The organism is Amycolatopsis sp. NBC_00348 (assembly GCF_036114655.1).
Taxonomy (GTDB): domain Bacteria; phylum Actinomycetota; class Actinomycetes; order Mycobacteriales; family Pseudonocardiaceae; genus Amycolatopsis.
The window spans coordinates 2,346,847-2,371,737 of sequence record NZ_CP107994.1 but is presented as its reverse complement, the minus strand read 5'-3'; the positions used below and the strand labels follow the sequence as shown (position 1 = coordinate 2,371,737).

27 protein-coding genes and 1 riboswitch are annotated in these 24,891 nt (G+C 70.7%); of the genes, 15 read left to right on the top strand and 12 right to left on the bottom strand.

Annotated features, from left to right (window positions below; all coding sequences use genetic code 11):
* Window position 1: 1 nt before the first annotated feature.
* Window positions 2–964 (bottom strand): MBL fold metallo-hydrolase, encoded by a 963-nt coding sequence (locus OHS58_RS10720; RefSeq protein WP_328648104.1) that lies wholly within the window; start codon window positions 962–964, stop codon window positions 2–4.
* A 98-nt stretch (window positions 965–1,062) separates the two neighbouring features.
* Here OHS58_RS10720 and OHS58_RS10715 point away from each other — a divergent pair, with 98 nt between their 5' ends.
* On the top strand, window positions 1,063–1,593 hold the full coding sequence (locus OHS58_RS10715) for a MarR family winged helix-turn-helix transcriptional regulator (RefSeq protein WP_328648103.1): 531 nt from the start codon (window positions 1,063–1,065) through the stop codon (window positions 1,591–1,593).
* A gap of 82 nt (window positions 1,594–1,675) precedes the next feature.
* Here OHS58_RS10715 and OHS58_RS10710 read toward each other — a convergent pair whose 3' ends face one another.
* A complete protein-coding gene (locus tag OHS58_RS10710; protein ID WP_326949996.1) occupies window positions 1,676–2,287 on the bottom strand; it encodes a GTP cyclohydrolase II in 612 nt (203 codons plus the stop codon).
* A gap of 77 nt (window positions 2,288–2,364) precedes the next feature.
* Here OHS58_RS10710 and OHS58_RS10705 point away from each other — a divergent pair, with 77 nt between their 5' ends.
* The 3 genes from OHS58_RS10705 (at window position 2,365) to OHS58_RS10695 (ending at window position 4,410) form a co-directional block, all read left to right on the top strand.
* Window positions 2,365–2,841, top strand: a complete 477-nt coding sequence (locus tag OHS58_RS10705; protein ID WP_328648102.1) for a MarR family winged helix-turn-helix transcriptional regulator — start codon at window positions 2,365–2,367, stop codon at window positions 2,839–2,841.
* A 137-nt stretch (window positions 2,842–2,978) separates the two neighbouring features.
* Entirely contained in the window at window positions 2,979–3,731 is a 753-nt protein-coding gene (locus OHS58_RS10700) for a hypothetical protein (RefSeq protein ID WP_328648101.1), read from the top strand.
* A 46-nt stretch (window positions 3,732–3,777) separates the two neighbouring features.
* Window positions 3,778–4,410, top strand: a complete 633-nt coding sequence (locus OHS58_RS10695; protein WP_328648100.1) for a LysE family translocator — start codon at window positions 3,778–3,780, stop codon at window positions 4,408–4,410.
* A gap of 39 nt (window positions 4,411–4,449) precedes the next feature.
* Here the strand turns inward: OHS58_RS10695 and OHS58_RS10690 are convergent, their stop codons facing one another.
* A complete protein-coding gene (locus OHS58_RS10690; RefSeq protein WP_326949999.1) occupies window positions 4,450–5,511 on the bottom strand; it encodes a cobalamin-independent methionine synthase II family protein in 1,062 nt (353 codons plus the stop codon).
* Window positions 5,512–5,804: 293 nt separating this feature from the next.
* On the opposite strand from OHS58_RS10690, the gene OHS58_RS10685 reads away from it, so the two are divergent.
* Together OHS58_RS10685 and OHS58_RS10680 are read left to right on the top strand one after the other, a co-directional pair.
* On the top strand, window positions 5,805–6,068 hold the full coding sequence (locus OHS58_RS10685; RefSeq protein ID WP_326950000.1) for a DUF3040 domain-containing protein: 264 nt from the start codon (window positions 5,805–5,807) through the stop codon (window positions 6,066–6,068).
* A 22-nt stretch (window positions 6,069–6,090) separates the two neighbouring features.
* A complete protein-coding gene (locus tag OHS58_RS10680) occupies window positions 6,091–7,116 on the top strand; it encodes a DNA polymerase IV (protein ID WP_328648099.1) in 1,026 nt (341 codons plus the stop codon).
* A gap of 54 nt (window positions 7,117–7,170) precedes the next feature.
* Here the strand turns inward: OHS58_RS10680 and OHS58_RS10675 are convergent, their stop codons facing one another.
* Window positions 7,171–7,836, bottom strand: a complete 666-nt coding sequence (locus OHS58_RS10675) for a TetR/AcrR family transcriptional regulator (protein WP_328648098.1) — start codon at window positions 7,834–7,836, stop codon at window positions 7,171–7,173.
* An 87-nt stretch (window positions 7,837–7,923) separates the two neighbouring features.
* On the opposite strand from OHS58_RS10675, the gene OHS58_RS10670 reads away from it, so the two are divergent.
* From OHS58_RS10670 to OHS58_RS10650, 5 genes are all read left to right on the top strand, one after another.
* A complete protein-coding gene (locus tag OHS58_RS10670) occupies window positions 7,924–8,814 on the top strand; it encodes an AurF N-oxygenase family protein (protein WP_328648097.1) in 891 nt (296 codons plus the stop codon).
* Between the two features lie 58 nt (window positions 8,815–8,872).
* Entirely contained in the window at window positions 8,873–9,598 is a 726-nt protein-coding gene (locus OHS58_RS10665; RefSeq protein WP_328648096.1) for a hypothetical protein, read from the top strand.
* Entirely contained in the window at window positions 9,595–10,077 is a 483-nt protein-coding gene (locus tag OHS58_RS10660; protein ID WP_328648095.1) for a GNAT family N-acetyltransferase, read from the top strand. Before OHS58_RS10665 ends, OHS58_RS10660 begins: the two co-directional genes overlap by 4 nt.
* 66 nt (window positions 10,078–10,143) lie before the next feature.
* Window positions 10,144–10,222: riboswitch (S-adenosyl-L-homocysteine riboswitch) on the top strand.
* Between the two features lie 152 nt (window positions 10,223–10,374).
* Entirely contained in the window at window positions 10,375–11,835 is a 1,461-nt protein-coding gene (gene ahcY / locus OHS58_RS10655) for an adenosylhomocysteinase (RefSeq protein ID WP_326950006.1), read from the top strand.
* Between the two features lie 126 nt (window positions 11,836–11,961).
* Window positions 11,962–12,117, top strand: coding sequence for a hypothetical protein (locus OHS58_RS10650; RefSeq protein WP_247052228.1), 156 nt, complete (start codon window positions 11,962–11,964; stop codon window positions 12,115–12,117).
* A 319-nt stretch (window positions 12,118–12,436) separates the two neighbouring features.
* Here OHS58_RS10650 and ku read toward each other — a convergent pair whose 3' ends face one another.
* The 6 genes from ku to OHS58_RS10620 form a co-directional block, all read right to left on the bottom strand.
* The gene (gene ku / locus OHS58_RS10645; protein ID WP_328648094.1) at window positions 12,437–13,348 is read right to left on the bottom strand and encodes a non-homologous end joining protein Ku; all 912 of its coding nucleotides are present in this window, start codon (window positions 13,346–13,348) and stop codon (window positions 12,437–12,439) included.
* Window positions 13,349–13,432: 84 nt separating this feature from the next.
* Window positions 13,433–14,659 (bottom strand): styrene monooxygenase/indole monooxygenase family protein, encoded by a 1,227-nt coding sequence (locus OHS58_RS10640; RefSeq protein ID WP_328648093.1) that lies wholly within the window; start codon window positions 14,657–14,659, stop codon window positions 13,433–13,435.
* Window positions 14,660–14,687: 28 nt separating this feature from the next.
* Complete coding sequence (locus tag OHS58_RS10635) at window positions 14,688–15,308, bottom strand: GTP-binding protein (protein WP_247052231.1); 621 nt, start codon at window positions 15,306–15,308, stop codon at window positions 14,688–14,690.
* Window positions 15,283–15,669 (bottom strand): DUF742 domain-containing protein, encoded by a 387-nt coding sequence (locus OHS58_RS10630; protein WP_326950009.1) that lies wholly within the window; start codon window positions 15,667–15,669, stop codon window positions 15,283–15,285. Before OHS58_RS10630 ends, OHS58_RS10635 begins: the two co-directional genes overlap by 26 nt.
* Before the next feature lie 26 nt (window positions 15,670–15,695).
* Window positions 15,696–16,133: a roadblock/LC7 domain-containing protein gene (locus tag OHS58_RS10625; RefSeq protein WP_326952982.1), complete on the bottom strand. Its 438-nt coding sequence runs from the start codon at window positions 16,131–16,133 to the stop codon at window positions 15,696–15,698.
* On the bottom strand, window positions 16,130–17,392 hold the full coding sequence (locus OHS58_RS10620) for a sensor histidine kinase (RefSeq protein ID WP_328648092.1): 1,263 nt from the start codon (window positions 17,390–17,392) through the stop codon (window positions 16,130–16,132). The genes OHS58_RS10625 and OHS58_RS10620 overlap by 4 nt, the downstream gene beginning before the upstream one ends.
* Before the next feature lie 521 nt (window positions 17,393–17,913).
* Between OHS58_RS10620 and OHS58_RS10615 the strand changes: the two genes are divergently transcribed.
* The 4 genes from OHS58_RS10615 to OHS58_RS10600 all read left to right on the top strand — a co-directional run bounded on the left by OHS58_RS10615 (window position 17,914) and on the right by OHS58_RS10600 (window position 23,507).
* Window positions 17,914–18,579: a TetR/AcrR family transcriptional regulator gene (locus OHS58_RS10615; RefSeq protein ID WP_328648091.1), complete on the top strand. Its 666-nt coding sequence runs from the start codon at window positions 17,914–17,916 to the stop codon at window positions 18,577–18,579.
* Window positions 18,573–20,306 (top strand): ABC transporter ATP-binding protein, encoded by a 1,734-nt coding sequence (locus OHS58_RS10610; protein ID WP_328648090.1) that lies wholly within the window; start codon window positions 18,573–18,575, stop codon window positions 20,304–20,306. Before OHS58_RS10615 ends, OHS58_RS10610 begins: the two co-directional genes overlap by 7 nt.
* Before the next feature lie 107 nt (window positions 20,307–20,413).
* Complete coding sequence (locus OHS58_RS10605) at window positions 20,414–22,315, top strand: ABC transporter ATP-binding protein (protein WP_442788340.1); 1,902 nt, start codon at window positions 20,414–20,416, stop codon at window positions 22,313–22,315.
* Between the two features lie 115 nt (window positions 22,316–22,430).
* Complete coding sequence (locus OHS58_RS10600) at window positions 22,431–23,507, top strand: DNA polymerase ligase N-terminal domain-containing protein (RefSeq protein ID WP_326952979.1); 1,077 nt, start codon at window positions 22,431–22,433, stop codon at window positions 23,505–23,507.
* 18 nt (window positions 23,508–23,525) lie between these two features.
* Here the strand turns inward: OHS58_RS10600 and ligD are convergent, their stop codons facing one another.
* Window positions 23,526–24,410: a non-homologous end-joining DNA ligase gene (gene ligD, locus OHS58_RS10595; RefSeq protein WP_328648089.1), complete on the bottom strand. Its 885-nt coding sequence runs from the start codon at window positions 24,408–24,410 to the stop codon at window positions 23,526–23,528.
* A gap of 97 nt (window positions 24,411–24,507) precedes the next feature.
* Window positions 24,508–24,861 carry an SPW repeat protein gene (locus OHS58_RS10590; protein WP_326950015.1) on the bottom strand — a complete coding sequence of 118 codons (354 nt, stop codon included), beginning with the start codon at window positions 24,859–24,861 and terminating at the stop codon, window positions 24,508–24,510.
* Window positions 24,862–24,891 lie beyond the last annotated feature (30 nt).

Genomic DNA, 24,891 nt, shown 5'->3' with positions numbered 1-24,891 from the left:
GTCAGTCCTGCAGCTGGTCCCAGACTTCGCGGTCGCGTTCGGCGGTCCACACCACCGGCCGCTCGATCCCGCCCAGCTCGTCCCACAGGCGGGAGACGTCGAAGGGCAGGCAGTGCTCGAAGATCGGCCAGTGGCCGTACTGGTCTGCCAGCGCCGCGTGGGTGCGCTCGAAGGCCTGCTTGAGCGTGCCGCCGGCGTCGCGGACCGCGCCGACCTCGCGCAGCATCGTCGTCAGGAAGTGCCGGGTCTGCGCGATCGCGGCGTCGACGGCGTCCGCGCCGCGGCTCACCCCGCCGCGGCCACCGATCAGCGTCTCGGCCCCGAACTCGGCGACGCGGTCCAAAGTGGACGACGACCAGTCGCGGTGGAACGCGTCCCCGGTGTACAGCGCGGCTTCGGCCTCGACCAGGTCGCCGGCGTAGAGGATCTTCTGCCGCGGCAGCCAGGCCACGAGGTCGCCCTCGGTGTGGCCGCGGCCGCAGTACTGGAGCACGAGGTCGCCGCGGTCGCCGCCGAGGTCGATGGTGAGGCGGTCGGAGAAGGTGAGGGTCGGCCAGGTCAGCCCGGGCACCGATTCCGCGTTCTTCGCCAGCCGCGGCATCCGGCCGAACTCGCTCGCCCAGTCCTCCTTGCCGCGCTCGGCGACCAGGGCGCGGGTGTTCTCGTGCGCGACGATCACCTCGGCGTCGAACGCGGACGCGCCGAGCACGCGGACGGCGTGGTAGTGGCTCAACACGAGGTACCGCACGGGTTTGCCGGTGTGCTCACGCAGTTTCGCGAGCCATTCGCGCGCCGCGACGGGCGTCGCCAGCGCCTCGAAGCAGACGAGGAAGTCCTCGCCCTCGATCGCGCCGATGTTCGGGTCGCCCTCCGCGGTGAGCGCGTAGACGCCGTCCGCGAGGACCTCCAGGGTCTGCGCTTTCTCGGCCAGGTCCGCCGAGGAGGCAAAGGCTTTCTTCGTCACGACGAGCGCTCCTGTGATCAAAGGTTTGACCATCGGCCGCGGCCAGGCTAACCCGGCGGACGCCCGCGCGGAACCCCTCGTCGCCTAACCTGACCCGCATGACCGACCAGCCCGCCGACCTCGACTACCTCTCGTTCGTCGACTACGCGATCGGCAGGACGCAGGCCGAGCTGCCCTCGACGGACCCGGTCGCGATGCGCCTCGGCCTGACCCTGCACCGCCTGACGGGCGCGCTGGTCTACGACTGGGAGTCGACGGTCCATCGCCCCCGCGGCTTCAGCTGGGCGGGGTTCCGGGTGCTGTTCGTGCTCTGGCTGGCCGGCCCGCTGGAGTCACGCCACGTCGCCCGATTGGCCGGGATGAGCCGCGCGGCGGTGTCGGCGCTGGTCAAGACCCTGGAGCGGGACGGCCTGGTGACGCGCACCCAGGTCCCGCACGACCGCCGCGCGGTCAGCCTGGCGATCACGGAGAAGGGCCACTCGGCCGTCACCGACGCCTACCAGGCCCACAACGAACGCGAGCAGGCCTGGGCCGCCTCGCTGACGCCGGAGGAACGCACCGTCCTCATCGGACTGCTGGAAAAGCTCACCACCGGCCCCGCCGCGGCCAACGCCCCCCGCCTGACCTAGCCGAAGTCCGTGAATGCCACATTCACGGACACTATGTCCCTCGATGTGGCATTCACGGACTTCGGCAACCGGGTGCGCCGGGTCAGCTGGCGATGCCGGGCAGGCTGAGCGTGTGGCCGGTCTGCTCGGCTTTCGCGCGCAGGTACCGGACGTTGTTCTCCGTCGCGTACACCCCGGTCGCGATCTGGTCGCGCACCGCGATGCCGGCCGCGCGCAGCTGGGCGGCCTTGTCCGGGTTGTTCGACAGCAGGTCCACCCGGTCCACGCCCAGCGCGCCCAGCATCTGGGCGGCGACGGTGTAGTCGCGGGCGTCCTCGGGCAGGCCCAGCGCGGCGTTCGCGGCGTAGGTGTCGAGGCCGCCGTCCTGCAGCGCGTACGCGTCGAGCTTGTTGTACAGCCCGATCCCCCGGCCCTCCTGACGCAGGTACAGGAGGTACCCGCCGGCCTCGGCGATCCGCGCGACGGCCTCGGCCAGCTGCGGCCCGCAGTCGCAGCGCGCCGACCCGAAGACGTCGCCGGTGAGGCACTCGGAATGCGGCCGCACCAGCGGGACCTCGCCCGGCGTGCCCAGGACGAACGCGAGGTGCTCGCCGTCGTCGGCCAGGCCGCGGAACGTGACGGCCTCGGCGTCCACCGTGACGTCGCCGCCCAGCCGGAGCGGGATCCGCACCCGCGTCCGCACCTCAGCCGTCATGCTGTCTCCCCTGGAGTCGCCCACAAGATCGACCCTACACGAAGTTCAAATTCGAACAATCTTGATACCATGGACGCATGGGCGATCCCCGGTGGCTGACCGAGCGCGAGCTGAAGACGTGGCAGGGATTCCTGATGGCGGGCACGCTGCTGACCCGCAAGGTCGAGCAGCAGCTGCGTGACGACGCCGGGCTGTCGCACCCGCAGTACGAGGTCCTCGCCCGCCTGTCCGCCGCGGACGGCGAGCTGCGCATGACCGAACTGGCCGGCGCCGCGCTGACGTCGAAGAGCGGCCTGAGCTACCAGGTCGCCCAGCTGGAGAAGGCCGGCCTGGTCGGCCGCCGCTCCTGCCCCTCGGACGACCGAGGCGTCATCGCCTACCTCACCGAAGAGGGCCACGCCCGCCTGCGCGCGGCCGCCGAGGGCCACGCGGCCTTGGTCCGGACCCTGTTCGTCGACGGCTTGGCCCCGGAGCAGTTCACGGCACTGGCCGACGGCGTCGACGCCCTGTGCGGCCACCTCTGCACCGGGGAACCCTGCGTCGAAGCGAGCTGACTGGAGTCGTACATCGCGACGGATTGCTTTCCCTCGTGTTTCGAATACGAATCGAAGATGTCACCGACATCTGTCGCCGTAACGCTGTTCACATCTCGGGCGTCTCATCGCTCAGCCAGTGAACAGGAGACCGAACCATGACCGCAGACACCCCGCCACCTCAATCGCCACAGGCCGTCGGACGGAAACGCACAATCTGGCCATGGTTCGTGACTGGCGGACTTCTCTTCACCGGTCTGATCGTGGCCACCACTTATTTCGTCGTGACCAGCACAACCGCGAGCCCGTACAAGGCGGAGAGCACCACATCGACATCCACCTCTGCCTCCACGTCGACGCCGCCTGCCAGCGCATGGAGCAGCCCTGAGGGCTTACCCCGACAGTCTCTGCCCTCGATGCTGCGATCCCAGGTTCCGGCGGTCGCGACCGTTTCGGACGGCGGCTTGCTGAACCTCGCCGATTCCTACTGCTCCGCCTGGAATCGTGGCGCCGACGCGAAGACGATCTTCCAGAAAGGCATCGAGTCCGGGTTCAGCCAGGAAAACACGCAACTGCTGATGTCGATGGCAACCAGCGCGCTTTGTCCGCAGTACAACGACCACGTCACCTACGACGCTGTCGGCTGGCACCCCGGAACAACCGCGACGACCCCGACCGGACCCGCCACCAGTGTCGGCGAGGGCACCTACAAGGTCGGAGAAGACATGGAACCCGGGAGCTACAAGGCCACCTGTACCGGCCACGGTTACTGGGCGCGACTGCGTGACGATTCGGGCAACGACATCATCGCCAACGATCTCAAGACCAGCGGCGGGCCCATGCGATTCACGACGAAGAAGGGTGAGTACGTGGAGATCTCCGGCGGCTGCACCTTCACGAAGATCAAGTAGTCAGCCGAGCTGAAACCCGCTGGCGCCCGGCTCTATCCTCGGGTTCATGATCCCCGGTGCCACCGCCGCTTCGTTCCTGCTCGTCGTGATCCTGGGGGCGATGTCGCCCGGGCCCGACTTCGTCGTCGTCACGCGGTCTTCGCTCACCAGTGGGCGGCTGGCCGGGATCGCCGCGGGGGCCGGGATCGCGCTCGGCGTCTTCGCCTGGGTCGTCGCCATCGCGCTCGGCGTGGCGGCCGTGCTCACCGCGTCCGCGGTGGCCTTCACCGTCGTCAAGCTCGTCGGGGCCGTTTACCTGGTGGTGCTCGGGATCCGGGCGTGGCTGGCCGTGCGGCGCGGGGAGTACCGCGACCTCGGCGAGACGCCCGCCGTGAAGCCGAAGGGCGCCTGGGCGGCGTTCCGGCAGGGGCTGTTCACCAACCTGCTCAACCCGAAGGTCGCCGTGTACTTCCTGGCGCTGCTCCCCCAGTTCCTGCCCGCGGACGGCTCCACCCTGCAGACGCTCGAACTGGCCGCGATCGCCACCGCCGGCACCGTGCTGTGGTTCGTCACCCTGGCCGTCGTGGTCGGCGCGCTGCGGCGCTTCTTCAGCTCCGGCCGGGTGCGCCGCGGGCTGGACGCCGTGATGGGCACCGTGCTCGTCACGCTCGGGGTCCGGGTCGCCGTCGGCACCGCGTGACGCCGGGGGCCGCCGCCACGGCAGCCCCCGGCACCGCGGTCAGCCCAGCTTCTCGGCGGCCAGCTTCGTGCCTTCGACGCGGGCGGTGATCTTCGCGAACGCGATGTCGCGCGAGGTCGACGTGTCGTCGGCGAACGGCGAGAACCCGCAGTCGTCGCAGGTGCCGAGCCGGTCGGCCGGGATGTACTGCGCGGCGGCGAGCACCCGGTCGCGGACCTCTTCGGCCGTCTCGACGCGCGGGTCGATCGGGTCGATCACGCCGACGAACACCCGCTGCTCGGCCTTGCGGACGCCCTTGATCACCTCGAGCGCGTGCGACGGGTCGGCCTCGCTGGCGAGCTGGACGAAGAAGTTGCCCGCCTTGAGGTCGAACAGCGCCGGCAGCAGGCCCGCGTAGTCGACGTCGAGGCTGTGCACCGAGTCCTGGTCGCCACCCGGGCAGGTGTGGACGCCGATCTTCGCGCGCTCCTCGGCGGTGAACCGGTCGAGGACGGCGTTGTTCAGGTCGATGAACTGCCGCAGCAGCCCGCCGGACGGGTCGAGCTTCAGCGACAGCCGTCCCTCGGTGAAGTCGATCTGGACGCTGTCCGCGCCCGCGTCGAAGCTGCGGCGGATGTCCGCCTCGGCCTCGTTCACCAGGTCCGCGACGAACTGCTCCTGCGAGTAGCCCTCGATGCCGTCGCCCGGGTAGACGAGCGAGACCGCGGACGCGGCGATCACGGCCTGCTTGATCGGCTTGTCCGTCAGCGCCTTGGCCCGCGTCAGGTACTCGTCCGCGTGGGTCGCGTAGCGGAACGGCCCGGCGGTCAGCCGCGGCAGCTGCCGGGTGTGCCCGTCGGCGAACGGGATGACGACGCCGTCCGGCGCCAGGTCGGTGAGGCCGGCCAGCGGGTACGTCGCGAAGCTCGGCTTGCCCTGTTCGCCGTCGGTCAGCACGGGCGAGCCGGTCTCCTCGAACCGGCTGATCGTGTCGGCCAGCGCGCGGCCTTCCAGCTCGGCGAGCGCGGCGGCGTCGATCCGGCCGGCGGCGAAGTCCCCGAGCCCCGCAAGGAGGTAGCCGGGGCGGGGAATGCTGCCGATCGGTTCGGTGGGCAGGGTCATCAAAGGCCTCCAGCTGCTTGAGATGCCGGCCGGCCCCCGCCCGCACGACAGCAGGCAGCGGTCACCGCCCGCCCCCACGACCGCCCGTCTGCCGAGCGCCCCAGTCCGTCGTCCGGGCCGTGACCGGCCACGTTCGAAGGAAACCTAACGTGACCATGAGCCGTCACGGATCGGAGATCACCCGGTCGGCGCAACCAAAAGCACGAAATAAGACGTCGTTCGGCGGTTCGCCGGGAGGACGATTGGGTATCTGCTCTCCGGAACGGCGGGTTCGGCGCCGAAGGAGTACCCCGATGCTCAGTCACCACGAACGAACCGAGCTCGAGAAGATCGAGCGCAACCTCGAGCTCAGTGACCCCGACCTGGCCATCGCGTTGCGCGAAGGCCGGAGCCGGAAACCGCGCGCGCTCAAGACCGCGCTGCTGCTCGCCCTCGACGTCGCCGCCGTGCTGCTCCTGGTCGTCGGGCTGGTGCTGCCCGACCCGGGGGTCACCCTCTGCGGGATCCTCGCTCTGACCGGCGCGGTCTGGACCCACGTGGCGCGCCACCGCGTCTGAAGTCCTGAGGCAGACTGGGGCTGTGAAGTGGGTCCTGCACGTCGACCTCGACCAGTTCATCGCCGCGGTCGAGATCGCCCGGCGCCCGGAGCTGCGCGGGAAGCCGGTGGTCGTCGGCGGCTCCGGCGACCCGACCGAGCGCGCCGTGGTGGCGACCGCGTCCTACGAGGCCCGCGAGTTCGGCGTCCACTCCGGCATGCCGCTGCGGATCGCGGCGAAACGCTGCCCCGGCGCGGTCTTCCTGCCCTCCGATCCCCCGGCCTACCTCGAGGTCTCCGAGCACGTGATGACGACGCTGCGGGAGTTCCCGGTGGTCGTCGAGGTGATGGGCTGGGACGAGGCGTTCGTCGGCGCGACGGCCGACGACCCGGAGGCCTTGGCCGCGGACCTGCGCGCGGCGGTCCGGCGCGACACCGGGTTGTCGTGCGCGGTCGGGATCGGCGACAACAAGCTGCGCGCCAAGCTCGCCACCGGCTTCGGCAAGCCGGGCGGGATCTTCCGGCTGACGCAGGAGAACTGGTGGGAGGTCATGGCTTCCCGGCCGACCGACGCGCTGTGGGGCATCGGCGGCAAGACGACCAGGAAGCTCGCCGAGCTGGGCATCGAAACCGTCCTGGACCTGGCCGGCGCGGACGTCGCGGTGCTGGCGGCGCGGTTCGGCCCCAGGACGGGCCCGTGGCTGCGCCTGCTCGGCGGCGGCATCGGCGACGCCGAGGTGAGCGCGACGCCGTACGTGGCGCGCTCCCGCAGCCGCGAGACGACGTTCCAGCGCGACCTCACCGACCCCGCGGCGATGGCGGCGGAGGTGTCGGCGCTCGCGAAGCGCGTGGCCCAGGATGTCTTGGAGGAGGGCCGCCCGGCGGCGCGGGTCGCGGTGAAGGTCCGGTTCGTGCCGTTCACGACCCACACCCACAGCGTGACGCTGCCGTCGCCGACGTCCGACCCGGTCGAGCTGGACCGGGCGGCGCACGAGGTGCTGGGGATGTTCGAGCTGACCCGGGCGGTGCGCCTGCTCGGCGTCCGCGCGGAGTTCCTGCGCGAGGACTGACGCTCGTCGCGGCTTGTCGTGAGTGTTTAGGGCGGTTAGAACCGCCCTAAACACTCACGACAAGCCGTCCGGCAGGGGCAGCGGGCGCTCTGGGTCCAGTTCCACTCCGCCCGCCCGCAGCGTGTGGTCCAGCATCGCCCAGATCGTGCCCGTCAGCTGGGCGGTCAGCTGCGGCAGGCTCAGCGAGCCCGGGTGGTCGAGCCAGCGGGTCGTCGCCGATTCGACGTAGCCGACCAGGCCGAACGCGATCGTGTCCGCCGGGGCCGGGTCCAGGCCGAACGCGGCCAGGTAGCCGGTGAACAGGCGGCTGAGGTGCCGGGCGATCGCGCCGCGGACGTCGGTGCGGCCCGCCTCCGGCAGGCTCGGCAGCGTCCGGACCAGGTAGCGGTGCAGCTGGGCGTGCTCGGTCAGCCAGTGCAGGTGCGTCGAGATCGCCGCGTCGATCATCTCGCGCGGTGACCCCGACGGGTGCCAGAGCGGCTGCAGATCGGCCGTCACCAGCTCGGCCGCGCGCTGTGCGATCGCCCGCTGCAGGTCGGGGGCGCCGTCGAAGTGCCGGTACAGCCGGGTGCGGGCGACGCCGGCGCGTTCGGCGATCTGCTCGGTCGAGACGTCCGGGCCGTGCTCGGCGATGGCCTCCAGCGCGGCGTCGACGAACTCGGCGCGCCGCCGTTCCTGCTGGCCCGCCCAGCGCGCCGCCCGCCCGTCGACCTTGGTCACGGCGAAAGCCTACTCAGGACCCACCCGCCCGTGTACGCTGCCAAAATACCTAGTACATCGCGTACCCCCTACTTTCCGGAGGCCGCTATGGGCGTCGAGGCCCAGAACCGGGACATCACCGCGGCTCGCCTGCTCAAGAGCTCCGCGAAGAACTCCTACGACCCGTACGTGGACATCGACTGGGCCGCGCCGCTCGCCGAGGGCAAGGCGTACATGCCGCTCGAGCGCGTCTCCCTCTACGGCACCGACCTGTGGGCGAAGCTGACGCCGGAGCAGCGGATCGAGCTGTCCAAGCACGAGATCGCCAGCATCATGAGCGTCGGGCTGTGGTTCGAGATCGTGCTGATGCAACTGCTCGCCCGGTACGTCTTCGACCTCGACGCGCGCACCGAGCACGCGCAGTACGCGATGACCGAGATCGGCGACGAGACGCGGCACTCGGTGATGTTCGCCCGCACCGCCGAGCGGCTCGGCGTGCCGCGCTACGGCGTGCCGAACGCCGTGCACCGGGCGGCGAAGATCTTCGGCGCGACCGCGGCCGGGCCGTCGATGTTCGCCAGCGTGCTCGTCGCCGAGGAGACCACCGACCGGCTGCAGCGCTCGATGATGGACGACGACGGCATCCAGCCGCTGATCCGCTCGGTCAACCGGATCCACGTCGTCGAGGAGGCCCGGCACGTCCGCTTCGCCAAGGAGGAAGTGCTGCGGGAGACGCCGAAACTGTCGAAGGCGGGCCTGCAGCGCCACCGGCTGCGGACGGCGCTGGTGGCCTTCGGCGTCGTCGACAGCATGGTCGACCCGCGGATCTACCGGAGCGTCGGGATCGCCCCGCGCGAGGGGCGCGCCGCGGCGCTGGCGAACCCGCACTTCCACGAGACGCGCCACTGGATGGCGGAGAAGATCGTGCCGTTCCTGCGTGACGCGGGGCTGATCGGCGGCCGTTCCGAGGGCATTTGGCGGCGCGCGCATCTCATCTGAGCCCCTGTCCGCGGAATTCCCTTCACGCCGGATGCCCGGTTCCGCCAGGATTCTCCGGGTGACCACAGAGTTCCCGCCCGGACCCGAGCCGCAGCAGCCCGCGCAGCAGGAGCCGTGGCAGCAACCGATGCCGCCGGCCGCACCTCAGGCACCTCGGCGCCGTCCGCTGTTCGCGCGCCCGGCCCTCACGGCCGTGATCGGCTTCGTGGTGGGTGCCTTCGTGGTCGGCGTGCCGTGGCTGGTGATCGGCCTGCTCGGCGGGCCGAGCGCCCAGCCGCTGACGCTGCCGGACACCCTCGGCGGGTTCACGACCACGCAGGCCGCGGTCACGAAGATCGCCGACGGCCGCGAAGCCGGGAAGTCGCAGATCGAGCGGTCCGACAAGGCCGAGGGCGAGAACGCCTCGCGGATCTCGGCGGCCTACGACGGCGCGGCCGCCGTGTTCCGGTCCTACAGCGACGCGGGCCTGGAGAGCACGTTCCAGGTGGCCGCGGTCCGCGCGGACTCGCCCGAGCTGCTCGTCCAGTACGAGGACACCGCCGCGCTCGGCCTGGCGGTGCCCACGAACGAGCTGAAGCGGATCGGCGCCGTCCAGTGCCTGGTCCGCAACGGCACCACCCCGCTGGGCCAGCCGGTCGATCCCGAGCAGTCCGTCGTCACGAACTGTCAGCGCACCGGCGGCGGGCTGACCGTCCAGCTGCAGAACACCACCACCCACAACGCGCAGGACCCGGCGCGGTTCGCCGCGATCGTCCAAGAGGCGTGGACGGCGCTGGGCCGGTGATCGAAACCCGTGCGGCCACGGCCGCCGACGACGGCGCGCTGGCGAAGCTCGACGAGCGGACCTGGAGCCCGGAGACCTCCCCGGCGCCCGCTCCCCCGCCCGGCACGCCGTTCTTCGACGACGGCACCCGGCCCGATGACGTCATGGTGGCCGAGCACGACGGCGTGGTCGCCGGGTACGTCCGGCTGGACGAGGGGTTCGGCATCGCCGCCCACCGGCACGTGCTGGTGATCGGCGGGCTCGCCGTCGACCCGGACCGGCGCCGCCTCGGCATCGGCCGGCTCCTGGTCGACGCCGCCATCGCCGAGGCCCGCCGCCGCGGGGCGCGCAAGCTGAGCCTGCGCGTGCTCGGTCACAACACCGGCGCCCGGCGGCTCTACGCGAGCTGCGGGTTCGCCGTGGAAGGCGTGCTCCAGGACGAATTCCTGCTCGGCGGCGAGTACGTCGACGACCTTCTCATGGCCTGCGCGCTCGCTTGACAGGCTCCCGGCGCCTTTGCCATCCTGGACGACGGAAACCGCGTGCGCCGGCCTTCGGCGCGTTTCCGGGCCGAGAGGCGCTGCGACGGAACTTCTTCCGCCACGCTCGGCCCGGGGATCACGGACCCAAGGGCGCCTCCCACCACGGGAGGTGCCTTTTTTGTTCGTCCGGCAAGGAAACCCGGTCCCGCGCGGCCGCGGCTAGCCCCGCCGCCACACCATTTTCCCGGCACTCGCCGTGCCGTGATTCGTGCTGCCCTTTTGTCGAAACACACCGATTCCGGAGAGAACGCAAGAATGAGCGAGAAACTGCAGAGCCGCAACGGACTCGACTTCGCCGTCGCCGACCTCGCGCTGGCCGACGCCGGCCGGACGCAGCTGCGGCTGGCCGAGCACGAGATGCCCGGCCTGATGGCGATCCGCCGCGAGTTCGCCGCCGCGCAGCCGCTGAAGGGCGCCCGCGTCGCCGGCTCGCTGCACATGACCGTGCAGACCGCCGTGCTGATCGAGACCCTGGTCGCCCTCGGCGCCGAGGTGCGCTGGGTGTCCTGCAACATCTTCTCCACGCAGGACGAGGCCGCCGCCGCGGTCGTCGTCGGCCCCGAGGGCACGGTCGACGCGCCGTCGGGCACCGCCGTGTTCGCCTGGAAGGGCGAGTCGCTGGAGGAGTACTGGTGGTGCACCGACCAGCTCTTCGCCTTCGCCGGCGGCAAGGCGCCGAACATGATCCTCGACGACGGCGGTGACGCCACCATGCTCGTCCACAAGGGAGTCGAGTTCGAGGGGGCGGGCGCCGTCCCGCAACCGTCCGAAGAGGACCCCGAGGAGTACCGGATCGTCCTGGAGACGCTGCGCGCCAGCCTCGCCAAGGACGGCGACCGGTTCACCCGGATCGCCAAGGAGATCCGCGGCGTCACCGAAGAGACGACCAACGGCGTCAAGCGGCTCTACAAGCTCGCCAAGGACGGCGAGCTGCTTTTCCCCGCGATGAACGTCAACGACTCCGTGACGAAGTCCAAGTTCGACAACAAGTACGGCATCCGGCACTCGCTGGTGGACGGGATCAACCGCGCCACCGACGTGATGATCGGCGGCAAGCGCGTCCTCGTCTGCGGGTACGGCGACGTCGGCAAGGGCGCGGTCGAGGCGCTGCGCGGCCAGGGCGCCCGGGTGTCGGTCACCGAGATCGACCCCATCTGCGCGCTGCAGGCGGCGATGGACGGGCTCGACGTGGTCGAGCTGGACGACGTCATCGAGACCGCCGACATCTTCATCACGACCACCGGCAACTTCGGCATCATCTCCGCCGCGCAGATGATCCGGATGAAGCACAACGCGATCGTGGCGAACGTCGGGCACTTCGACAACGAGATCGACATGGCGGGCCTGGCGAAGCTGCCCGGCGTCGTCAAGAACGAGATCAAGCCGCAGGTGCACGAGTGGACCTTCGCCGACGGCCACGCGATCATCGTGCTCTCCGAGGGCCGCCTGATGAACCTCGGCAACGCGACCGGGCACCCCTCGTTCGTGATGTCGAACTCCTTCACCAACCAGGCGATCGCCCAGATCGAGCTGTTCACCAAGCCCGGCGAGTACCCCGTCGAGGTCTACCGGCTGCCGAAGCACCTCGACGAGAAGGTCGCCCGGCTGCACCTGGACGCCCTCGGAGTGCGGCTGACCCAGCTGACCAAGGCTCAGGCCGAGTACATCGGCGTGGATGTGGAGGGCCCGTACAAGCTCGACCACTACCGATACTGACCTTTTTCAGAGTTGCTCCATTTGCCGCAGTTTGGGAGACCTGGAAACTGGCCATCCTCTCCTCGAGAGCGCATCCGCCCGGACGGCACGGAGCCGGGCCGGGTCTCGTGCGAAGGAGTGTGTCAAGTGATCGTCCTCGGTGTTATTTTGCTGGTCATCGGGTTCATTGTCGGTATTCCGGTGCTGTACACGATCGGCATCGTGCTGGCCGTGGCCGGCGTGGCGCTGGCCATCCTCGGTGGCACGGGCCGCAAGATCGGCGGCCGCGCGCACTGGTACTGATCCCATGACCCCCGCCAACGGCCTGGCGCGCGTCAGCAGCGATGCTGACCGCGCCGGGCCGTTCGGCCGTCCGGGGCCGCTACGCCGCGGCAAAGCTCTGCTTGCGCCGTGACGTAGCCGGCGTATCCACAACGGACCGCCCCGGGAACGAAAAGGGTCCTCCGGCTCCGAGGGGGAGGGAGAGCCGAAGGACCTCGTTAGTGTTAGCACATCGCCCCGGCCGTGTACACAGATGCATACACGATCGGGTTACATCGCGGCTCGTCTCCGCACGCGGGAAGAATCCCGTTCGGACGGTCGAGCCCGCCTCTCCGCCGGGTCAGGCGGTCTTCTTCGGGGCACGTTTGCGCGCGGCCGGTTTCTTGGCCGGCTTCTCGTCCTCGGTGTCTTCTTCGGACACTGCCGCCTTCGACACCGCCGCCTTGGACGCTTTCGCGGGCTTCGCGGGTTCGCGGGACTTCTTCGCCGCGTCCACACTGGCCTGCAGCGCCGCCATCAGGTCGACGACGTCGGCCTTGGCGGTGACCGCCGCGGGCTTGGTCGTCTGCTCCCCCGCGACCTTGGCCTCGATCATCTCCTCGAGGGCCTCGCGGTAGTGGTCGCGATACTTCTCCGGCTCGAACACCGGCTCGCCCAGCGAGTCGATCAGGGAGCCGGCCATGGACAGCTCCTGCGGCCGGATCTGCGGCGGGTCGTCGCGCAGGAACGGGAAGTCGGGCTCGCGGACCTCGTCGGGCCACAGCATCGTCGTCATCACCAGGACGTCGGCGTGCACCCGCAGCACCGCCATGCTCTCCCGCTGCCGCACGGCGACCTTCGCGACGGCGACCTGGCTCGACTTGTGCAGCGCGTCACGCAGCACGATGTAGGGCTTCACCGCGTTCTTCTGCGGCTCCAGGTAGTACGTCCGGTCGTACTGGATCGGGTCGATCGACTCCAGCGGGACGAACTCGAGCACGTCGATCGTGCGCTGCGACGACAGCGGCAGCTCGGCCATCTCGGCGTCGGTGATCACGACCATCTCGCCGTCGGGCAGCTCGTAGCCCTTGGCGATCTCGGCGTAGGGCACCTCCGCGCCGTCGACGGTGCAGAACCGCTTGTACTGGATGCGGCCGCCGTCGGCCTCGTGCACCTGCCGGAGCGCGACGTTCTTGTTCTCCGTGGCCGCGTACATCTGGATCGGGATGGACACCAGCCCGAACGAGACCGAGCCCTTCCACATCGCCCGCATGCCACGCACCTCCCGATCGCACTCACGCTACGTAACAACCGTAGCCCGAAATGCCCGGCGGCGACAGCCCGGGGGGACGACGATCTAGACCTCTGCCAGGTATTTCTCCCAAAGTGCGGGGTCCATGAACCAGTGCCGGAAGTCGGTCGGATCGGTGAATCCGTTGGCGAACCGCCGGGCCACGGCCGGATTCTGCCCCGCGACGCCCAGGATCTGGAGCACGTGCGGGGGCGGCGGCTGGAGCAGCGCGTTGGTCCATTCGGTGACGTAGCGGGCGTACTCCCAGTAGCGCTCGAACGTGGCGTCCATCCACGCCGTGTCGAACGCCCGGTCGCCGTGCGCCACGATCGCGTCCAGATAGGTCGCCGCGCAGTGGCTCGCGTTGTTCGAACCCTGGCCGGTGATCGGGTCGTTCGCCACAACGACGTCGGCCATGCCCAGCACGGTCGCGCCACCGGGCAGCGTGCCGACCGGGTTGCGCACGACGGGCGTGTAGCCCCCGGCCAGCGTCGCCTTCGCGTCGGTCAGCTCGGCGTCCCGGCAGCGCTCGTACTCCCAGGGCACGAACCGCTTCATCAGGTCGAGGATGCGCGCGAAGTGGGCGGCCGGGTCCGGCCGGTCGTCGAAGCAGTCCAGCGGGCCGCCGGGGACGCCCTCGAAGAAGAGGATGTCGCAGTTCCCGCTCAGCGTGTACGCCGGGATCATGAACAGCTCGCCGACGCCGGGGACGATGTTGAACCGCACCGCCGCCTTCTCCGGGTGCTCCGGGCGCCGGTGCACACCGTGGGCGTAGGCCAGCGAGAGCGCGCGCTGCGGCTGCGTGTAGGGCGAACGCTCGGGCACCCGGTCGAACAGCTGCACCAGCTCGCCCTTGCCGGCCGAGATGATGACCAGGTCGTAGAGCCGCGCCAGGGCGTCCAGCTCGGACGTCATCACGCCGTGGATGACGAGCTTGCCGCCGCGCTCCTCGAACAGCTCGAGCCAGCCGGCCATCTTCACCCGCTGGTCGACCGACTGGGCGACGTCGTCCAGCTCGGCGAACCAGTCGAGCGCGCGGTCGCCGTCCGGCGCGGCCACCGAGACGCCGAGGCCCTCGACGTCCACCGCCTCGGCTTCCCAGAGGTTCACGCCGAGCTCGCGCTCGTGCCGCAGCGCGTCGTGGAACATGCACTGGGTCGACATCACGCGCCCGGACCGGATCTCGTCCGGGGTCCGCGCGGACATCACCGTGACGTCGTAGTCCCTGCCCAGCAGCCCGAGGGCCAGCTGCAGCCCGGACTGCCCGGCGCCCACGATCAGGACCTTGCGCATGCGGCTCTTCTCCTCCAGTCGGTCACGATCAGGCGTGCGGGGTGCTGCCGGCCAGCTCGCGCGGGCCCGAGAGGACGGCCAGCGACAGCGTGTGGCCGACCAGGTCGGTCAGGGCGGCGATCGTCGAGGCGCGGTCGCGGGCGTCGCAGGTGATCAGCGGGACGCTCGGGTCGAGGGCCAGCGCGTCGCGCACCTCGTCGAGGTCGTGCACCGGCATGCCCTCGAACTGGTTGACCGCGACGACGAACGGCAGCTCCGAGTCGTTCTCGAAGTAGTCGATCGCCGCGAACGACTCGTCGATCCGGCTGGTGTCGACCAGCACGACGGCGCCGAGCGCGCCGCGGCTGAGGTCGTCCCAGAGGAACCAGAACCGCGCCTGCCCCGGCGTGCCGAACAGGTACAGCAGCAGGTCCGGGCGCAGCGTGATGCGGCCGAAGTCCATCGCGACGGTCGTGGTCGACTTGCCGCCGGGCGGGACGTCGTCGATCCCCTCGCCGGCCTCGGTCATCCACGCCTCGTTGCTCATCGGCGGGATTTCCGACACCGCGCCGACGAAGGTGGTCTTGCCGACACCGAAGCCCCCGGCGACGACGATCTTCGCGGAGATCGTCAGCAGTCCGCCCTCAGACGGGGAGCCGCTTGAGCCCATCAAGGATCCTCTCGAGCACGTTCGTGTCGTGGTGGTAGGCGTGCGCCGTGGGGTGGACGAAGACCGCGCCCTGGGACGCGAGGTCGCCGATCAGCACCCGCACCACGCCCAGCGGCAGGTCCAGCCCGACCGACAGCTCGGCGATCGAGCACCGCACCCGGGCGCGTTCGTAGAGCGCGCGCGACTCCGGCATGAGCGTGTCGCCGAGCGACGGGTCGTAGCGGGGCACCGAAACCAGCGTCTCCACCAGCAGCTGGTGGCGGGTGCTGGTCCGGCCGCCGGTGAGCGCGTACGCGCGGATCCGGCGGCTGCGGCGCGGTAGCGGGGCGTCAGCGGGACTGTCCCGTGTGGACACTGGCATCACATCCTCGTGGGGCACGACCACCATCACACCCGGGGCCGGCGCGCGGTCAGCACCTGGCGCAGCTCGGCGCGCACCTCGGGGGTGAGCGCGTGGCCGGCGTTGGTGATGAACTGGGTCATCTCGTAGGCGACCACCTTCATGTCGGCCTCGCCCGCGGTCAGCACCGCCAGCCCGGCACCGGAACCGATGCCCATGAACAGGAAGTAGCCGTGGGTGAGCCGGATGATGATCTGCTCGCAGGCGCCCTTGCCGAACAGCGCCGCGCTGTTGCCGGCCAGCGAGAGCAGCCCGCTGGCGATGGCCGCGAGCTGCTCGGCCTCGGCCTCGCCGACGGAGTCGGACGCGGTGAGCGGGAAGCCGTCCACGCTCATGATGAGCGCGTGGCTGACGCCGTGGACCTTGCGCACGAAGTCGTCGAGCAGCCAGGCGAAGTTCGCCGGGGCCGGGTGCGGTGCGCTCACGAGGTGGATCCTCCGGGCGTTTCGTCGTGCGGGGTGCGATCGCGCCGGCGCTCGCTCAGCGCGGCCCGCTCGCCGTCGGCGAACGCGCCGAGGTCCGCGAGCAGCTTGTCGTGACCGGCGGACGCGGGCTCCGTGACCGGCGGCGGCGGTTCGGGCGCGGCACCGCGGATGCTGCCGGGCACGCGGCGCGGCAGGCCGTTCGTCGTGGTGCCGCCGTCGTGCTCGACCGGCCGGGGCCGGGGCGCGGGCCTGCGCGGCAGCGGCGCGGCGGGCTCCTCCCGCGGGAAGGCGCCCGGACGGCGGCGCGGCAACCCGCCCGCGGCGACCGGCTCGCCGGTGCCCTCGGGCTCGACCGGCTCCGCGGTGACGGTGCGGGTGCCCGACCACGCGCGTTCGGCGAGCTCGGTGACGATGCCGGTGGGCAGCAGCACGGTGGCGACCGTGCCGTGCGGGCTGCGCCGGTCGAGGCGGACGGTGACGTCGTGGCGGGCCGAGAGCCGGGCCACGACGGCGAGGCCCATGTGCCGCGCGGCGCCGTCGTCGAGGTCGCCGCCCGCGGCCAGGCGGGTGTTGAGGCCCGAGACGCGCTCGGGCGGGATGCCGATGCCCTCGTCCTCGATCCGGACGAGCACGCTGCCCTGTTCGGTCAGGTGGGCGCTGACGTGCACCGGGGAGCTCGGCGACGACTGGTTGGCGGCGTTGTCGAACAGCTCCGCGAACACCCGGCCCAGGTCCTCCGCGGCGAAGCCGACGACCCCGAGGTCGACGACCCGGCCGATGGTGATCCGGGCGTAGTGGTCGATCGAGGACATCGCCTCGCGCATGAGGTCGAGCATCGACGTGGCGCGCGCGGCCTCGTCACCGGTGTCGTTCCCGGACAGGAGGCGCAGGTTCTCGGCGTTGCGGCGCAGCCGGGTGGCGAGGTGGTCGAGCTGGTAGAGCTCGGCGAGGCGGTGGTGGTCCTCCTCCCCCGCCTCCAGCTCCTCCAGCCGCGCGAGCAGCTGGTCGACGAGGTTCAGGTCACGCAGGGCGACGCTGGCGCAGATCTCGGCCAGCACGGGCTGACTCGTCCCGGACGTCGGCTCGGGCCGCGACAGCGCGGCGATGGCCGGGCCGGCCGCGTACTCGTCCGGGGCATACCCGGTTACGTCGGCCTGGGGGTGCTTCGGCGGCGCCGTGAGGTACTGCGCGGCGGCGACCCGCGAGCGGTCCAGCAGGACGCGTGATCGATCCAGGATTTCCCGGGCCCGGCTCGCCATGTGGTCCCACTCTTCCTGCTCAGGTCTGGTCTCGGTGCGACGTGGCCGACCCCCGGCGGCGACGACGGACATGGAAGCAGAAAGGCTCGTTATGTGTCCACAAGCCGTACCCGCGCGATCGCGTCCAGTGAGCACGGATCGGCGGCGTTGGTCCTGGTGAGGGCAGTGGACTAGGCCATTCGGTGCAATTTTGCAAGTTGCACGATGCGACACCCCGGACACGGCGGCCGATAAGGCGGCCCGGCCGGACTCGCACCGCGGATTCCGGAGGACAGCCCGACGGGCGCCGATACCCGGGCAACCGGGCCGCCACACCCCAGCAGAGGCACCGGCGAGCCCCGCAATGACCGACACGCTGCCCGGAGCGGCCGCACACTGCCCCAGAATGGCGAACACGCCCGGTCGTCACCGTTGACCACTCCGGACGGCGTGTTGGCCGGTGGGCGACGCCCGGTTCGTCCGGATTTTGCGTAGCCCGCACTTTTTTGCGGGGCACGCAACTTTTTCGCTACACTCCGCCCATGCCGTCGCACGACCCACCCAAGCTGACCCTGCGGGAGCGCAAGAAGCGCGAAGCCCGCCGGGCCCTGGCCCAGGCCGCGTTGCGGCTCGCTCTGGACCGGGGACTGGAGAACGTCAAGGTGGAGGACATCGCGACCGAGGTCGGGGTGTCCCCGCGGACATTCAACAACTACTTCTCCAGCAAGGAGCAAGCGGTCTGCTCGATGGTCGTCGACCGCCACGAGGGGATGCACGAGGCGCTGCTCGGGCGGCCCGAGGGCGAGCCGCTGTGGGAGGCCGTCAAGCAGGCCGTGGTCGAACAATATTCACGTGAGGGCGAGCCGGATCGCGCGTATGTTGTGCGTCTCCGCGAGCTGATGGGGCAGCTGATGCTGCGCGGGGAGTTCCTCAACGCCCACGCGGCGGTCGAGCGCGTCCTCGCCGAAACCATCGCGAAGCGGGCGGGCGGCGCGGACCTGCTGTTGTGCCGGTTGATGGCCTCGTCGGTGGAAAGCGCGGTCCGGGTCGCCTTCGTCCACTGGTTCATGAGCGAGGGCGAACCGTTCCTGCCGACACTGGAACGGCTGCTGGACGAGCTCGCCACCGGCATGCCGGCCCTGACCGGCGACGGCACCGCACCGAATCCCGAACCGAACACCACCACTCTGGGGGAACCGTTGTGCTAGTCAAGCTCCTGCGCGCCTACCTGCGCCCGTACACGAAGACGTTGTGGGTGATCGTCGTCCTCCAGCTGGTGCAGACGATCGCCATGCTCTACCTGCCCACGCTCAACGCCGACATCGTCGACAACGGGCTGATCAAGGGCGACATGGACTACATCCTGCGCATCGGCGGCGTGATGCTCGCGGTGACCGTGGCCCAGATCGCCGGCTCGATCGGCGCGGTCTACTTCGGCGCCCGCACCGCGATGGCGGTCGGCCGGGACATCCGCGGCGGGATCTTCCACCAGGTGCAGGACTTCTCGGCCCGCGAGGTCGGCCAGTTCGGCACGCCGTCGCTGATCACCCGCACCACCAACGACGTCCAGCAGGTCCAGATGCTGGTGCTGATGACGCTGACGCTGATGGTGTCCGCGCCGATCATGTGCATCGGCGGCATCGTGCTGGCGCTCAACCTCGACGTGCCGCTCTCCTCGCTGCTGCTGGTCATCGTGCCGGTGCTGGCCGTGTCGGTCGGGCTGATCATCTCCCGGATGCGCCCGGCGTTCCGGCTGATGCAGGTCCGCCTCGACCGGATCAACAAGGTGCTGCGCGAGCAGATCATGGGCATCCGCGTCATCCGCGCGTTCGTCCGCGACTCCCACGAGCGCGCGCGGTTCGACGTCGCCAACGACGAGCTGCTGACCGTTTCGCTGCGGGTCGGCCGGCTGATGGCCTTGATGTTCCCGATCGTGATGCTGGTGATGAACGTCTCCAGCGTCGCGGTGCTGTGGTTCGGCGGGCAGCGCATCGACTCCGGCAGCATGCAGATCGGGGCCCTGACGGCGTTCCTGTCCTACCTGCTGCAGATCCTGATGGCGGTCATGATGGCCACCTTCATGTTCATGATGGTGCCGCGCGCGGAGGTCAGCGCCGAGCGGATCAGCGAGGTGCTCGACACCGAGTCGAGCGTCCGCCCGCCGGTGACGCCGATCCGGCCCGGCAAGGTGCACGGGCACCTGGAGCTGTCCGGGGTCGAGTTCCGCTACCCCGGTGCGGAAAAGCCGGTGCTGTGCGACATTTCGCTGGTCGGGCGGCCGGGCGAGACGACAGCGGTGATCGGCTCCACGGGTACCGGCAAGACCACGCTGCTCAACCTGATCCCCCGGCTGATGGACGCCACCCAGGGCACGGTGAAGGTCGACGGCGTCGACGTCCGCGACCTCGACCCGGCCCTGCTCGCCCGCACGGTCGGGCTGGTGCCCCAGAAGCCGTACCTGTTCGCCGGCACGGTGGCGAGCAACCTGCGTTACGGCAACCCCGACGCCACCGACGAAGAGCTGTGGCACGCGCTGGAAGTGGCGCAGGGCAAGGACTTCGTCGCGGCGATGGCCGAGGGCCTGGACGCGCCGATCGCCCAGGGCGGCACGAACGTCTCGGGCGGGCAGCGGCAGCGGATCGCGATCGCCCGGATGCTGGTGCACAAACCGGAGATCTACCTGTTCGACGACTCGTTCTCCGCACTCGACTACGCGACCGACGCGGCCCTGCGCCGCGCGCTGGTCCCGGAAACCGCCGAGGCCACGGTCGTCATCGTCGCGCAGCGGGTCAGCACCATCCGGGGCGCCGACCGGATCATCGTCCTCGACGAAGGCCGCGTCGTCGGCACCGGCACCCACCACGAACTCATGGACGGCAACGAAACCTACCGGGAAATCGTGCTGTCCCAGCTGACCGAACAGGAGGCGGCGTGAGCACCACGGAAGAGTCCGCCAAACCCGCCGTCACCGAGGCCGGCGAACGGCCCACCGCCCAGCGGCACCGGAACACCGGCGCCGCGACCGCGGGGCCGGGACGCATGATGGCCGGCGGCGCGCCGCCGGAGAAGGCCCTGGACTTCAAGGGGTCGCTGAAACGGCTGCTGCGCCTGCTGGCGCCGCAGCGGGCCGCCCTCATCGGCGTGCTCGTGCTGGGCGCGGCGAGCGTCACGCTGACCGTGATCGGGCCGAAGATCCTCGGCCAGGCCACCGACGCGATCCTCGCCGGCGTGCTCGGCAAGGCGGTGCCGCCGGGCGTCACCAAGGAACAGGTCGTCGCCGGGCTGCGTGCCCAGGGCAACGGCACGCTCGCCGACATCTACGGCCGCGTCGACCTCGTGCCCGGGGTGGGCATCGACTTCGACAAGGTCGGCCAGATCCTGCTGACCGTGCTGGCGCTGTTCGTCATCGCGTCGTTCTTCGGGCTGATCCAGGCCCGGCTGACCACGACGCTGGTGCAGCACGCGGTGTACCGCCTGCGCGAGCAGGTCGAGGAGAAGTTCGCGCGGCTGCCGCTGAAGTACTTCGACCGCCAGCCGCGCGGCGAGGTGCTGTCCCGCGTCACCAACGACATCGACAACCTGGCGCAGTCGCTGCAGCAGACGCTGTCCCAGATCGTCTCGTCGCTGCTGACCGTGATCGGCGTGCTGATCATGATGTTCCTGATCTCGCCGCTGCTCGCGCTGATCGCGCTGGTCACGGTGCCGCTGTCGGCGGTCGTGGCGGGCAAGGTCGGGAAGCGGGCCCAGCCCAACTTCATCAAGCAGTGGGCGACCACCGGCAAGCTCAACGCGCACGTCGAGGAGATGTACACCGGCCACTCGCTGGTCAAGGTGTTCGGCAGGCGCGACGAGTCCGCGGCGATCTTCGACCAGCAGAACGAGACGCTGTACCAGGCGAGCTTCCGGGCGCAGTTCATCTCGGGGATGATCCAGCCGGCGATGATGTTCATCGGCAACCTGAGCTACGTGCTGGTCGCCGTGATCGGCGCGCTGCGCGTCGCGTCCGGCAGCCTGACGCTCGGCGAGGTGCAGGCGTTCATCCAGTACTCGCGCCAGTTCAGCCAGCCGGTGACGCAGATCGCCAGCATGGCGAACCTGCTGCAGTCCGGCGTCGCCTCGGCCGAGCGGGTGTTCGCGCTGCTCGACGCCGAGGAGCAGGGCCCGGAGCCCGCGAACCCGGAACGCCCGGACGTCGTGCGCGGGCGCGTCGAGTTCCAGGACGTCTCGTTCCGGTACCTGCCGGAGAAGCCGCTCATCGACGACCTGTCGCTGACGGTCGAACCCGGCCAGACGGTGGCGATCGTCGGCCCGACCGGTGCCGGCAAGACGACGCTGGTCAACTTGCTCATGCGGTTCTACGAGCTCGACAGCGGGCGGATCACGCTCGACGGCGTCGACATCGCGAAGATGAACCGCGAGGTGCTGCGCGACCAGACCGGCATGGTGCTGCAGGACGCGTGGCTCTTCGGCGGCACGATCGCGGAGAACATCGCCTACGGCGCCGACGACCCGACCCGCGAGGAGGTCATCGAGGCGGCCACGGCGACCTACGTCGACCGGTTCGTGCGCACCCTGCCGGACGGCTACGAGACGATCCTCGACGACGAGGGCGGCACGGTCAGCGCCGGTGAGAAGCAGCTGATCACGGTGGCGCGGGCGTTCCTGGCCAAGCCGGTCATCCTCATCCTCGACGAGGCGACCAGCTCGGTCGACACCCGCACCGAGGTGCTCATCCAGCGGGCGATGAACGAGCTGCGCTCCGGCCGCACCAGCTTCGTCATCGCGCACCGGCTCTCCACGATCCGCGACGCCGACGTCATCCTGGTGATGGAGCACGGGCAGATCGTCGAGCACGGCGACCACGAAACGCTCCTGGGCAGCGGTGGCGCCTACGCCCGGCTGTACGCGGCGCAGTTCGCCGAGGCCATGGCCGAGACGGAGTGACGCGCGTGCCCTCCCGGAGCCGGCGCGCTCCGGGAGGGCACGACCGGAGGCGGGACCCGATGTGGCGGACGGTAACCTGGTGCCCTCCGAGTGAAGTGGGGGTGCCGGTCCCGCGATGGCCGACCGACTCGACGAGTACCGGCGCAAGCGCGACCGTTCCCGGACGCCCGAGCCGTGGCCGGACGGCGCCCCGGAGCCGGGCGGCGACGACCTGTTCGTGATCCAGGAGCACCACGCCAGCCGCCTGCACTGGGACTTCCGGCTGGAGCGCGACGGCGTGCTCGTGTCGTGGGCGGTGCCGAAGGGCCTGCCGCTCTCCCCCGGCGTCAACCGGCTCGCGGTGCACACCGAAGACCACCCGATGGACTACCTCTCCTTCGAGGGCGAGATCCCGGCGGGCGAGTACGGCGGCGGCTGGATGGCGATCTGGGACACCGGCCGCTACGAGACGCTGCACTGGAACAACCACAAGGTCGAGGTCGTCTTCCACGGCGCGCGGGCGAGCGGCAAGTACCTGTTCCAGAACCGGCACAACCCGGACGACGAAGGCGACTGGACCCTGCGCCGCCTCGACCCGGCCGAGGACGGCCACGAGGACGCCCCCGAGTTCCTGGAGCCGATGACGGCGGTCCCGGGCGAGCTGCCCGAGCCGGACGAAGACGCGGACTGGGCGTACGAGTTCGCCTGGGGCGGCGACCGCACGATGCTCTGCGTGTCGGGCGGGCGCATCACCGCGCACGACGGTTCCGGCGCCGACGTCACCGGCCGGTACCCGGAGCTGCACAAGCTCGGCGAGAGCCTGGGTTCGACGGAAGTCCTGCTGGACGGCGAGATCGTGGTCGTCCGCGACGGCCGCCCGGACCCGGAAGGCTTGAAGGAACGCAGTCGCTTCGAGGGCTACGACGCGAAGCGGATCATGAAGCACAAGCCGGCGTTCTTCTTCGCCTACGACGTGCTGCACCACGACGGCCGTCCGACGCTCGACCTGCCCTACGTCGAGCGCCGGTCGCTGCTCTCGGACCTCGGGCTCTCGGGTGGCACGTGGCAGGTGCCCCAGTACTTCCAGGGCAACGGCGAGGCCGTCCTGGGCGCGGCGCGCGAGCACGGGCTGGGCGGCATCTACGCCAAGCGCGCGGACAGCGAGTACGCCCCCGGCGAAGCGGACGGGACCTGGCGCCACATCGAGACGTGACCCGGCCCGCTCCGCGAGCTACAGCTTCTCCAGCAGCTTCAACGCTTTGACCGGCGACGCCGCGTGGTCGGCCATCCCGGCCCACGGATCCCCCTTGCGCGCCAAGCGGTCCTTGATGCGCTTGGGCGTCCAGCCGGCCGGCTCCGCCTTGCCCAGCTCCCGCCAGTCGATCGGGGTGGCGACGCCGGCCGAGGGCCGGGCCCGCAGGGAGTAGGGCGCCACGAACGTCGACGAGTAGCCGTTGCGCAGGATGTCGAGGTAGACGCGGTCGCCGCGCTGGGCCTTACGCACCGCCGTGGTCAGCCGGTCGGGGTCGAGCCGGACCAGCACCTCGGCGGCCGCCTTCGCCAGGTCGCGCACCTCGTCGTAGGTCCCGCTGGGCTCGATCGGCGCGACGACGTGGAACCCGCGCCCGCCGGTGGCCTGCAGGTACGCGGTGAGCCCGGCGGCCTCGTACACCTTCTTGACCAGCCGCGCGATGGCGCGCAGGTCGGCGACGGTGACGTCGTCGGGCGGGTCGATGTCGATCAGCACCGTGTCCGGGTGCTCCAGATCGTCCACAGTGGACGACCAGATGTGGAACTCGATCGCGGCCTGGTTGGCCAGGAACACCAGCGTCGCGGGGTCGTCGCAGATGACGTGCCGGACGTCGCTCGTCGCGCGCTGCGGGATCGCCTCGACGCGGATCCAGGAGGGCAGCTTCGGGCTGGCTTCCTTCTGGTACCAGGTCTGGCCGGCGATGCCGTTCGGGTAGCGGCGCAGGGTGAGCGGCCGGCCGCGCAGGTGCGGCACCATCACCTCGGCGACGGTCCGGTAGTGCCCGACCACGTCGCCCTTGGTCAGCCCGGCCTCGGGGTAGAAGATCTTGTCCGGGTTCGACGTGGTGATCTCGTCCGGGTCCACCGGGCCTCCCTCGGCCGGTCGGCGGCGGGCGGTCCACCCGCGCGTTCCGGCGTCGAGCCTGCCCCTCGGACCCCGCGGACGTCCACTCGGAGCATGCTCAGGCCCGGGTCAGCGCCACTCCGGCCAGCACCGCGACCACGGCGGCGACGACGTTGCCGACGATCGCGGCCGCCGACGGCCAGGTAACCCACGTCGGCCGCAGCGCCACGAGCGAGATCCCGGCCCACGCACCCAGCACCGGGACGACCCAGGTCAGCCGGCGCACCCGCGGCGTCGCCGTGCGGGCGATCGCCAGGGCCACCAGGACCAGCCCGGTGACGGTGTTGCTCAGGGCCAGGACCCCGGCCCCGCCGAAGTGGGCGAGCCACGGCGCCAGGACCAGGTACACCCCGGCCAGCAGCACGACTCCCGCGGCCACGCCCGGTGCGGGGGCGATGCGGTGCGACGTCATCAGGCACCTCCTTCCGGAGAGGTACCCGGG